General features: G+C 70.9%; 8 protein-coding genes. All 8 read right to left on the reverse strand.

What is annotated here, in order from left to right; all coding sequences use genetic code 11:
• Positions 1–3: 3 nt before the first annotated feature.
• The 8 genes from ACIQH8_RS05055 to ACIQH8_RS05090 all read right to left on the reverse strand — a co-directional run bounded on the left by ACIQH8_RS05055 (position 4) and on the right by ACIQH8_RS05090 (position 11,514).
• Complete coding sequence (locus ACIQH8_RS05055) at positions 4–1,332, reverse strand: Glu/Leu/Phe/Val dehydrogenase (protein ID WP_400995524.1); 1,329 nt, start codon at positions 1,330–1,332, stop codon at positions 4–6.
• The gene (gene gabT / locus ACIQH8_RS05060; RefSeq protein WP_400995526.1) at positions 1,329–2,687 is read right to left on the reverse strand and encodes a 4-aminobutyrate--2-oxoglutarate transaminase; all 1,359 of its coding nucleotides are present in this window, start codon (positions 2,685–2,687) and stop codon (positions 1,329–1,331) included. Before gabT ends, ACIQH8_RS05055 begins: the two co-directional genes overlap by 4 nt.
• A gap of 137 nt (positions 2,688–2,824) precedes the next feature.
• Positions 2,825–4,720, reverse strand: coding sequence for an ABC transporter permease (locus ACIQH8_RS05065; protein WP_400995532.1), 1,896 nt, complete (start codon positions 4,718–4,720; stop codon positions 2,825–2,827).
• A 2-nt stretch (positions 4,721–4,722) separates the two neighbouring features.
• Positions 4,723–5,892, reverse strand: coding sequence for an ABC transporter substrate-binding protein (locus ACIQH8_RS05070; RefSeq protein WP_400995534.1), 1,170 nt, complete (start codon positions 5,890–5,892; stop codon positions 4,723–4,725).
• A 58-nt stretch (positions 5,893–5,950) separates the two neighbouring features.
• Complete coding sequence (locus ACIQH8_RS05075) at positions 5,951–7,093, reverse strand: ABC transporter ATP-binding protein (protein ID WP_400995537.1); 1,143 nt, start codon at positions 7,091–7,093, stop codon at positions 5,951–5,953.
• A gap of 80 nt (positions 7,094–7,173) precedes the next feature.
• Positions 7,174–8,763 carry a DHA2 family efflux MFS transporter permease subunit gene (locus ACIQH8_RS05080; RefSeq protein ID WP_400995539.1) on the reverse strand — a complete coding sequence of 530 codons (1,590 nt, stop codon included), beginning with the start codon at positions 8,761–8,763 and terminating at the stop codon, positions 7,174–7,176.
• Positions 8,764–8,795: 32 nt separating this feature from the next.
• Positions 8,796–10,421 carry an LVIVD repeat-containing protein gene (locus tag ACIQH8_RS05085; RefSeq protein WP_400995542.1) on the reverse strand — a complete coding sequence of 542 codons (1,626 nt, stop codon included), beginning with the start codon at positions 10,419–10,421 and terminating at the stop codon, positions 8,796–8,798.
• 124 nt (positions 10,422–10,545) lie between these two features.
• On the reverse strand, positions 10,546–11,514 hold the full coding sequence (locus tag ACIQH8_RS05090) for a LysR substrate-binding domain-containing protein (RefSeq protein ID WP_400995544.1): 969 nt from the start codon (positions 11,512–11,514) through the stop codon (positions 10,546–10,548).
• Between the last annotated feature and the right edge of the window lie 40 nt (positions 11,515–11,554).

The following is an 11,554-nucleotide window of genomic DNA, read 5'->3' on the forward strand; positions in this document are numbered from 1 at the left end:
CGATCACGGGTAGAGGCCGCGGAGGCGGTGCGCCTCGGCGACGCGCTCGACGGCCAGCGCCGTGGCGGCGGTGCGGAGCGAGAGGTCGCGGGCCTCGGCGTAGCCGAGGACGTGACGCCAGGCGTTCAGCATCCGCTCCTCCAGTCTGCTCTCGACTTCGTCGACCCGCCACCAGTACGCCTGGTTGGCCTGGACCCACTCGAAGTACGAGACGATGACACCGCCCGCGTTGGCGAGGATGTCGGGGACGACGAGCACGCCGCGCTCCCGGAGGATGGCGTCGGCGGCGGGGGTCGTGGGGCCGTTGGCGCCCTCGACGACGACCTTCGCGAGCACGTCTGCGGCGTTGCCGCCGTGCAGCACGCCCTCGACGGCGGCCGGCACGAGCAGGTCGACGTCCTGCGTCAGCACCGCGTCGCGGTCGAGCTCGTCGGCGCCGGCGAAGCCGACGACCGAGCCGGTGGCGCGCACGTGGTCGGAGAGCGCCTCGATGTCGAGGCCCGCGTCGTTGCGCACCGCGCCGTACTGGTCGCTGACCGCGGTGACTCGCACGCCGCCCTCGGCGAGGAACCGCGCGGCATCCGCACCGACCTTGCCGAAGCCCTGCACGGCCGCGGTCGCGCGACCGGGCTCGATGCCGGCGTGCCGCAGCGCGGCGAGCGCGATGTGCGTCACGCCACGCGACGTCGCCGATGCGCGGCCGAGCGACCCGCCGAGCGCGATGGGCTTGCCCGTCACGATGCCGGGCACCGTGTACCCGGAGTTCACCGAGTAGGTGTCCATCATCCAGGCCATGGTGCGCTCGTCGGTCCCGATGTCGGGCGCGGGGATGTCGCGTTCCGGGCCGATGATCGGGAGGATCTCGCTCGTGTACCGGCGCGTGACGCGCTCGAGCTCGGCGACGGAGTGGTCGCGCGGGTCGATCGCGATGCCGCCCTTCGCGCCGCCGTACGGCACGTCGAGCAGGGCGCACTTCCAGGTCATCCACATCGCGAGCGCGCGCACCTCGTCGAGGTTCACGTTGGGCGCGTAGCGGAGGCCGCCCTTGGCGGGGCCGCGGCTGAAGTTGTGCTGCACGCGGTAGCCGAGGTACACCTCGGTCTCGCCGGAGTCGCGGCGCAGCGGCACGGCGACGGCCATCTCGCGACGCGGGGTCGCCAGCATGCGGTGGAGGCCCTCGCCGTAGCCGAGCAGCTCGATCGCCTCGGCCAGCTGGGCGCGGGCGTCGACGAGCGGGGTGGGCTCGGCATCGGCGACGGATGCCGCGTGCGCGACGGATGCCGCGTCCGCGACGATCAGGGGCGACGTCGTCGTCGCCGTCACGGGGTTCATGCGCTGCGCAGCCCTTCCGCGACGACCTCGAGGCCCTCGACGAGCAGCTCGTCCGAGATGGTGAGCGGCGGGAGGAAGCGGATGACGTTGCCGTAGGTGCCGCACGTGAGCACCAGCACGCCATTGGCGTGGGCGTACGCGGCGACCTTCGCGGTGAGCGCCGCGTCGGGTGCGCCGGTGGCGGGGTCGACGAGCTCGACGGCGACCATGCCGCCGCGGCCGCGGACGTCGCCGATGCGCGGGTCGGCGGTGCGGAGCGCATTCAGGCGGCCGATGAGCACCGAGCCGATCTGCTTGGCGCGCTCGATGAGGGCGTCCTCCTCGTAGGACTCGAGCGCGGCGAGCGCGGCGGCGCACGCGAGCGGGCTGCCCGCGTAGGTGCCGCCGAGGCCGCCGGCCATGGCGGAGTCCATGATGTCGGCGCGGCCCGTCACGGCCGAGAGCGGCAGGCCGCCGGCGATGCCCTTCGCGGTGACGATGACGTCGGGCACGATGCCCTCGTGCTCGCTGGCGAACCAGGCGCCGGTGCGGGCGAAGCCGGTCTGCACCTCGTCGGCGATGAAGACGACGTCGTTCGCGTTCGCCCACTCGACGAGCGCCGGCAGGAAGCCGGGTGCGGGAACGATGAAGCCGCCCTCGCCCTGGATGGGTTCGATGATGATCGCGGCGAGGTTCTCGGCGCCGATCTGCTTCTCGATCTGCGTGATGGCGCGGGCCGCGGCCTCGGCGCCGGACAGGCCGCCGTCGCGGAAGGGGTAGCTGAGCGGGGCGCGGTACACCTCGGGCGCGAACGGGCCGAAGCCGTTCTTGTAGGGGATGTTCTTCGCCGTGAGCCCCATCGTGAGGTTCGTGCGGCCGTGGTAGGCGTGGTCGAACGCGACGACGGCCATCTTTTTCGTGTGGTGGCGGGCGACCTTGATCGCGTTCTCGACGGCTTCGGCGCCGGAGTTGAAGAGCGCCGTGCGCTTCTCGTGGTCGCCGGGGGTGAGCTCGTTGAGCTTCTCGGCGACGGCGACGTACCCCTCGTACGGCGCGACGGTGAAGCACGTGTGGGTGAACGCGTCGAGCTGGGCCTTCACCGCGTCGACGACGCGCGGGTTCGAGTTGCCGACGCCCGTCACGGCGATGCCGGAGCCGAGGTCGATGATCGAGTTGCCGTCGGCGTCGACGATGACGCCGCCGCCGGCCGCGACGACCGACACGGGGATGGTGTGCCCGACGCCCTTCGCGACGGCCTGCGCCTTGCGGGCGATGAGCTCCTGCGAGCGCGGGCCCGGGATGCTGGTGACGAGGCGGCGCTCCTGCGGGAGGGCGGGGCCGCCGACGGTGGTGGCCGTGGGTTCGACGATGGTCATGGGGTGCTCCGATGCGGTGACGACGGTGGCGATGTCGGGCAATGGTAGGCAGCCCGAAACGGATGCCACCCCCTCCCGGATGTACATCGGGAGGGGGTGGACGTGCCATGCCGTACAAATCGGCCCTGGCGGCGGGTTCAGCGGCGCGACAACTCCCGCAGCTCCTGCACCGCAACGGAACGCGTGTCCGGGGCATCCGTCGGCTCGACGACCGTCGTGGCGCCGAGCGCATCGGACGGCACCTCGACGACGCGCACCCGGCGCGACGCGCGCCCGATGGCGCGGAGCGACACGAGCCACTGCAGTCCGTAGCCGATCGCGAACACCAGGACCGTGAAGATGAGGGCCATGGCCGCGCCCTGGTCGGGCGCGTAGAGCTGTGCCGAGCGCGGGTTGATCATCGCGTACATGTAGACGGAGAGCGGACGGGACTCGGGCGTGGCGAGGAACGCCGGGAGCGTGAACTCGTTCGTGCCGAGGATGAACATCTGGATCCACACCGCGAAGACGGTGGGGGCGAGCAGTGGCGCGACGATGCGCCGGAACCCCTCGAGCCGGCTCGCGCCGCTGATCACCGCCGCCTCCTCGAGCTCCTTCCGGATCTGCAGGGTCGCGCTGAACCCGGCGCGGTAGGCGATCGACACGCGGTACGAGTAGGCGATCACGAGGGCCGCGATCGTGCCGGCGAGCGGGATCACCGGGTTGATCACCATGAACGTCAGGAACATCGCGAAGCCGGCGATGACCGCGGGGATGGCGACGCTCGAGGAGGCGAAGAGGTCCATGCTCCTCGTCCAGCCGTTGGCCCGGCTCCGCGCGATCCCGTAGGCGAGCACGGTCGCCGCGCCGCACGCGATCGTGGCGCTGCCGCCGGCGATGACGAGCGTGCGACCGAGCGACGCCCAGAACTCGCCGTCGGCGAGCACCTCGCCGAACGCGCCGAACTGCGTCTGCGTGCGGAGCGCGTCGAGCGAGAACGCCAGCGGGTACGGCGTGATGGCCGACCAGAACAGGGCGAAGAGCGGGAGGACGGCCGTCAGCATCGTGAAGACGAGGATGGCGAGCAGCACGGGGATGCGCCATCCGCCCAGCTTCATCGTGGTGGGCCGGAAGCCCTTCCCGGAGATCGACGCCCGCCGCTCCGCGTCGCGCGTCGCGCGGAGGTAGATCACGAAGGCGATGGTCGTGATCACCAGGAACACGCAGCCCCACGCGGCGGCCAGGCCGTACTGCGGCAGTTCGCCCGCGCCGGCGCTGATCAGCGTCCAGAGCTTCAGGGCGAAGATCGACTTGCCGGACTCCTGCCCGAACAACAGGGGCACCTCGAGGCTGCCGAGGCCGAGGATGAACGTCAGCACGGTCACGCCGAGCAGGCCCGGCCAGAGCATCGGCAGCGTGACCCGGCGCAGGGTCTGCCCCCAGCTCGCGCCGGACACCCGCGCGGACTCCTCGAGCGACCCGTCCATGCCCGTGAGGATCGGCACGATCATCAGGTACGGGAACGTGACGTTCGTGAGCGACTGGATGACGATCATCGTCGAGAACGAGTACGGGTCGATCGTGACGTCGGCCATGCCGGGCACGAGGTGGATCAGCTGGTTCAGCACGCCCGATTCGGGCGAGAGCATCAGCAGGTAGGCCTGCGCCTTGACGATCGGCGGCACGATGAACGGCACGATGACCAGCAGCGAGATCACCCGTCGGAACGGCGCGTCGGTCCGCACGGTCACCCACGCCAGCCCGAACGCCATGAGCAGCGACAGCACGGTCGAGCCGCCCACGAAGGCCGCGGTCGCACCGAGCACCGCCCAGAAGTCCTCGCGCAGTCCCCACAGCGTCGCGAAGTTGTCGACCGACCAGCGTGCCGACGAGACGCCGAACGGGAGGAACGGACCACGGAAGGCCGTGATGACCTGCACCGCCAGCGGGATGGCGAGCAGCAGGAAGATCACCGTTCCGGCGACGACCGTCGCCACCGTCATCGTGGTCGGCCTGGTCCGCCCGGCCCTCGTGGCCCGTTCCTCCGTGGACATGGTTATCCGTTCAGTGCCGCGTCGGCGGCGTTCGTGAGGGCGATCCACTCGTCGCGGGTCGCCTCGGTCTCGGTCTCGGCGCCGTTCTCGATGCTCTGCAGCAGCGCGTCGGCGTTGGTCTTCATGAGGCCGGTCGCCTGCTCGAACAGCGACGACGGCAGGCCCGGGTAGGGCACCTGGGTCGTGGCGAACCGCTCGTCGGTCATGCGCAGCTCGAGCCACGTCGGGTCGTACGCGTTCCAGAGGGCCCAGAGCATGGCACCCGGCTTGTTGGCGGCGTCGACGTTCACGCCGGAGAACTGGGCGAAGACGCCGGAGTGATCGAACGGCTGGGCCGCGAGGCTCGGGTTCGGGTTGAAGAGCGTCTGGTTCAGGGCGATCGGCACGTCGCCGCTCGAGAGGGGCGAGTTCTGGTCCTCGAGCACCTGGAGCGTGCCCGACGACTTCAGCTCGCCGATGAGCTCGACCATGGCGTCCTCGCCCTCGGCCATGCCGTACCCGGAGAACACGATGGGGTTGTAGTTCGCGATCGAGACCTTGCCCTCGAACTCGGGGGCGAGCAGGTCCTCGAGTGAGGCCGGCGCGTCGATCCGGTCGGTGTTGACCTGCATGAGCGAGCCGTTCATGCTGTCGGGCAGCATCTCGGGGGCGCCGAGCTGGAGGAACTCCTCCGGGACGCCGAACTGCGTCCAGTCGACCTCGTCCCAGTACCCCTCGTCGGTCATCGCGGCGGCGGAGAGCAGCGAGCCGGAGAGCACGTCGGTGTTGCGGCCTCCGGTGGCCTCGGCGGAGATGACGGCGGAGGGCAGGTTGTAGGTCAGGCCGCGCGTCTCGATCTCGAGGTCGGGATAGCGGGCGTTGAACTCGGCGATCACCTCGGGCGCGAGCTCGTACCAGTCCCAGACCACGAGGCGACCGCCGTCGGTCTCCTTCGCCTGCTCGTAGAGCGCGTCCATCTGCCGGTCGATCTCCGGCCAGAAGTCCTCGTAGAAGTTCTCGCAGCGGATGAAGGCACCGACCTCGACGGCGTCGCAGGTCGCGCCGGTGGCGGCGTCGCCGGCCGGTTCGAGCGCCTCGGGCGCCTCCGCCCGACTCGAGCTGCATGAGCTGAGCAGCAGCATGCCCGCTGCGGCGAGGGCGACGGTGCCGCCCCGGAAGGTACGTACGTTCATGGTCCCTGGTGCCTCTCTGTCGATGGAACGGGTGGTGGTGCGGTGGTGCGTCCTCGGATCACGCCGCGAGCACGCGGCACGCCTGCGGCGCGAGCTCGAGGAAGACCGAGCTCCCCTCGGCGGGCGCGTCCATGGGTGCGCCGCGCGCGACGATGCGGCCGACGGTGGTCTGCTCGTGCACGATCTCGGCCTCGTACTCGACGATCTCGCCGAGGAACTCGACGCGGGCGACGCGCGCGGCGAGCAGGTTGGGTCGGTCGACGGATGCCTCGTGCCACCGCACGCTCTCGGGACGGATCGTCACGGTGACCTCGGCACCGGTTCCGCTCCCGGCGGGGCACGGCGTGACGAGGCGGGTGCCGAACGCCTCGACCAGGGCGTCGCCGTTCGCGTCGCGATCGCGCACGACCGCGGGGATGAGGTTGACGCGACCGACGAAGTCGGCGACGAACCGGTCGGCGGGCGCGAAGTACAGCTCCTTGGGGGCGGCCTCCTGGACGATCCGACCGCCGTTCATGACGGCGACGCGGTCCGACATCGACAGTGCCTCCGACTGGTCGTGCGTGACGTAGAGCGCCGTGATGCCGAGGCGCTGCTGGAGGCCGCGCAGCTCGTTGCGCATCGTGTCGCGCAGCTTCGCGTCGAGGTTGCTCAGGGGCTCGTCGAGCAACAGCAGTCGCGGTCGGTGCGCGAGCGCCCGCGCGAGCGCGAGACGCTGCTGCTGGCCGCCCGAGAGCGCGGTCGCCGGCCGATGCGCGTACGCGTCGAGCTGCACGAGCTCGAGCGCCTCCATCGCGCGCTGTCTTGCCTGCTTCTTGGGCAGCTTCCCGGCTGAGACCTGCAGCGGGAAGACCGCGTTGGCGAAGACGCTCATGTGGGGCCAGATCGCGTAGTTCTGGAACACCATGCCGACGTCCCGCTTGTCGGGCGAGACGTGCTCGCTCCCGGTCGACAGCACCCGCCCGTCGAGCGAGATCACGCCGCCGTCGCTCGTCTCGAGGCCGGCGACGCACCGGAGGGTGGTCGTCTTGCCGCAGCCGGACGGCCCGAGGAGCGAGGTGAAGGTGCCGGGCTCGATGGTGAAGCTCACGCCCTTCACCACGGGGACCTCGGCCCCGTCGAGTCGGTAGTGCTTCTCGAGGCCGTCGACGACGAGCCGCCCGCCTCCGCGTGGTTCGGTCATGTCGGCGGTCGTGGTCACGGCCGGCCTCCTTCGGCGATCTTTGTATTCTGGATCCAAGGGTCGTTCGGCGAGCGCCCCGGCGGAACGTGCGGCGGCCATCAGCGTTCGGCCCCCGAGGTCGAGACTTCGGCCCGGACGGATGCTTCGCCGCGGGCGGATCGCTCGGCGTGGGCGGATGCCTCGGGCTCGGCCGATGCTCCGTCGAGCGCGGTGCTCGAGGCATCCGGCCCCTCACCCCACCCGACCGTGACCGTCGGCTTCGCGAAGCACAGCACCACGACCGCGCAGAGCGCGAAGGCGGCGACCGCGAGCAGGAGCGACTGGCCCATGGCGACCGAGAAGCCGTCCACGAGCGCGGCCGGAAGCCCGCCGCCCGCGCCGGGCGTCGCCTCCTCGGCGTCGAACCCGGGCAACTGCGCCGACAGGAGGACGCTCATCAGCGCGGCGATCGCCGCGGAGCCGAGCACCGACCCGACCTGCCGGGTCAGCGTGTAGACCCCCGACCCGGCACCGGCGTGCTCGCGTGCGAGGTTCCGGGTCGCGGTCGACGCGAGCGGCGCGAAGACGCCCGAGATGCCGATTCCGAGCAGCGCCGACGGCAGGAGCAACAGCCAGAGCGGGGCATCCGGTCGCAGGACGACGGCGTACCAGCCCAGCGCGACGGCCGACGTCGACAACCCGGCGAAGGCCACCCACTTCGGGTCGACGCGGTCGCTGGCGCGCCCGACGAACGGCGCGAGCACCCCCGACACGACCGCCATCGGCGCGAGCATGAGCGCCGCCTGGGTCGGCGTGAGCCCGCGCGCGACCTGGAGGAAGAACGCGAGCGGGAGCGGCATCGCGGTCATCGCGATCCCGACCAGCGAGATCGCGACGTTCGACAGCGCGAAGTTCCGGTCGCGGAACAGGCCGAGCGGCAGCAGCGGCTCAGCCCGATTGAGCGCCTGCCACGCGATGAAGCCCGCCATCACGATCACGCCGGCAACGATGACGCCCCACACCGTGACCGGGCCGACGATCGTGCCCCAGCCGTAGGTCGGCCCCTCCTGGACGCCGAACACGATGAGGAACATGCCCACCGCACTCAGGACGACTCCGAGCCAGTCGAACCGGTGCACGCGCGTCTCGAGGCTCGGCACGAGCCGCCAGGCGGCGACGACGGCGATGACGCCGACCGGCACGTTGACGAAGAACACCCACTGCCACCCGAGCGAGTCGACGAGCAACCCGCCGAGGATCGGACCGAGCAGGGTCGCGACGCCGGCGACCGAGCCCCACAACCCCATCGCCGCCCCGCGCTGGTTCGGCGGGAAGACGCGCGTGATCACGGCCATCGTCTGCGGGGTCATCAGTGCGGCGCCGAGGCCCTGCGCCGCGCGGGCCGCGATGAGCATCGCGATCTCGCCCGACAGCCCGCACCAGAGCGACGCGAGCGTGAAGACCACGAGTCCCACGAGGTAGACCCGCTTCGGACCGAAGCGGTCGCCGAGCCGGCCCGTGATCAGCAACGGCACGGCGTAGGCGAGCAGGTAGGCGCTCGTCACCCAGATCACCGTCGTGAGGTCGGTGTCGAGGTCGGCGAGGATCGCGGGGTACGCGATCGACACGATCGTCGTGTCCACGAGGATCATGAAGAACCCGATGACGAGCGCCCAGAGGGCGGGCCAGGGTCTGGTGCTCCGGTTCATGGTCGGCATTCGCAGGCGGATGACTCGGCGGCTCAGGTCGCGTCGGGCCGGTCGGCGCCCGGCAGGCCCACGACCGGTTCGCCGAGCAACGGCGTCGAGACCGCGTAGATGCCGTGGTTCGCGAACAGCCAGATGAGGTTGCGGTCCCACTCGACGAAGATGCCGTGGACGGGCGCGGCGAGGTCGTCGTCGTCCTTCAGGCCCATGGGCGGCACGAAGTAGGCGCCCACCTTCGGGTCCTCGGGGTCGCGGACGTCGAATATCTGCAGCCCCGCGGCGTAGAACGCGTAGGGGATCACGCCGCCGTGCGGGGTGCCGGTGTTCGTGAAGTAGCCCGACCGCTTCGGGCCGAACGAGCCGCGGCGCTGCGCCCAGTCGGTGAACTTCGCCTCCGCGGGCGGCAGCGGGCGGGGCAGGGTGCGCACGACGCGGGGGCTCGTCGGATCGCTCACGTCGACCTGGTAGATCTCCTTCGCCGGCTCGTAGCAGTCGGTGTTCATCGGGTAGCCCGACACGTAGACGTAGCCGGTCTCCTCGACCTGGGTCGTGTCGACGTTGTCGCCCTCGGTGCCCGCGACGCTGGTCGGGAGCCGGCACCATCCGATGTGGTGGATGTTCGACGGGTCGGAGACATCCAGGACGAAGAACCCCTGACCGCCCTGGGCGGCGTACGCGTACTTCCCGCCCGACTCGACCGAGCGGGGCATGAACACGCCCATGCGCGAACCGAACCAGGAGGTCCGGTTGTTCCAGCGGTCGTTGCCCGCGAGGTACTCGGAGTCGGCCTCCTCGCCGGCGCGGGTGCCGGGCACCCACCAGGTCGAGAGCAGTTCGGGCTTGGCCGGGTCGGAGACGTCGTAGGCGGCGTGGCCGGCGGCCCACAGCGTGGTCTTGTAGGGCTGGTTGGTGAAGGTGTTGTCGGGGGCGGTGGCCACGAAGAGGTACCGGTCGCCGTAGTAGACGGGCAGGTCGAGCACTCCGTTGCCCTCCTGGATCTCGTCGGGCCCGTGGTTCGGGTCGGTCGAGGTCTCGTTGATGAGGGTCCAGTCGCGGGGGCTCGGGCCGTTCATCTCGAACGTGCGGAAGCCGCGGAGTCCCTCCCACTCGAGGAGCTGGCCCTCGACGGTGTCGTCGGTCCACTTGTTCGCGACGCGGCCCTTCAGGAAGTAGCGGGGCGTCTCGCTCGCCTGGATCGCGATGTGCCTGCCGAGCTTCTCGTTCCACTGCACCGTGGTCGCGCCGAACTGGGGGCGCGGGTCGGTCCAGCCCCACTGCTCCTCGTCGACGACCTTCAGGTCGCGGGGGTCGGTGATGTCGTAGAGCTTCCAGTGGTTGCCGCCGCCGTAGTGCAGCATGTACCGGGTGCCGTCCCAGTCGTAGATGCACTGCCACGAGTGGCTCGTGTTCACGACGATGGGGTAGAACGCCTCGGCGGTCGCGTTCAGCACGTAGGTCTCGGGGTCGCGGTAGTCGAGCTGACCCGGCCAGTCGACGAAGACGTCGCGCGGCACGGACGGCGTGTGCGCCGGCGGCAGGAAGGTCCCGTCGGGCTGCATCCCCCACGTCCCGGGCTCGGGGTCGGCCGGCTCGCCGGCGACCCGCTCGAAGTCCTCGGGGCGGTACTTCTTCGCTTCGGCTACGTAGGGGGATCCGGCCATGACGCCTCCAGGGTCGGGAGAGAATCGGGTTCGACGCCTCGATGCGTCGACCCCTTCAGCGTCATCGGCCGGATCGATGCTGTCCAATATCTATACGGGTCGTTGCCATGACCGTATAGGCATATCAGCCGGATGGCGCGGCATCCGCCGTCGCGTACTCGCGCTCGAGCGCCGCGAGCCGCGCCCCCTCCTCCCGCAGGTGCACCAGGAGCGCGGCGGCCGCGGGCGAGGGCGCCCGATCCTTCGGCAGGGTGACCCCGACCGATCGTCGGATCGAGCTGAGCGGCGTCGGCAGGATCTTCACGTCGCGGTCGTCGACCGCGATGAACATCGGCAGCGCGGCGATGACGTCCGTCGACACGAGGAGGCTGCGCAGCGTCAGCATCGACGTGCACTCGACCCGATCGGCCGGCAGCGGGAGCCCCTCGTGGAAGAACACGGCCTCGAGCTCGGCGCGGAGCGCCGTCTGCGCGACCGGGAAGATCCACGGGAAGGCGAGCAGTTCGGCCAGCGACGTGCCCCTGGTCCCGGAATGCACCGGATGCCCCGCGCGCGCCACCAGCCGGATGGGCTCGTGGTGCAGGCGCTCCTGTTCGAGTCGCACGGGCACCGTCGGCGAGAGCCGGCCGACGGTGAGGTCGAGGTCGCCCGAGAGCAGGAGCTGCTGCAGCATGTCGGGCGTGCCCTCGCGGACGACCACGGTCAGGCGAGGGTGCTCCGACTTGAGCGCGGCGATGGCCCTCGGCAGGAGCAGGTTCGAGCCCGCGAGGTGGGTCCCGACCGTGACCGTGCCGAGCTGGCCGGTCTGGAGCAGGCGGACCTCCTCGTCGGCCGCGCGGAGCTCGGCGAGCACCGACCGCGCGCGCTCGATGAACGGCTCGCCGTACTGCGTCGGGGCGACCCCGCGCGGCATCCGCTCGAACAGCTGCACCCCGAGGAGGTCCTCGACCTCGCGGAGGCCGCGCGTCACGACCGGCTGGGTGATGTGCAGCGACTCGGCGGCGCGCACGAGCGTGCCCTCGTCGGCGATGGCGGTGATGAGCACGAGATGCCGGAGCTTGAGCCGGCCGTCCAGGAGTCGATCGGAGACCATGGCGGGACTATAGCCGGTTGGGCATGGCAGTGCATCACAA

The organism is Agromyces sp. GXQ0307 (assembly GCF_044769845.1).
GTDB lineage: Bacteria > Actinomycetota > Actinomycetes > Actinomycetales > Microbacteriaceae > Agromyces.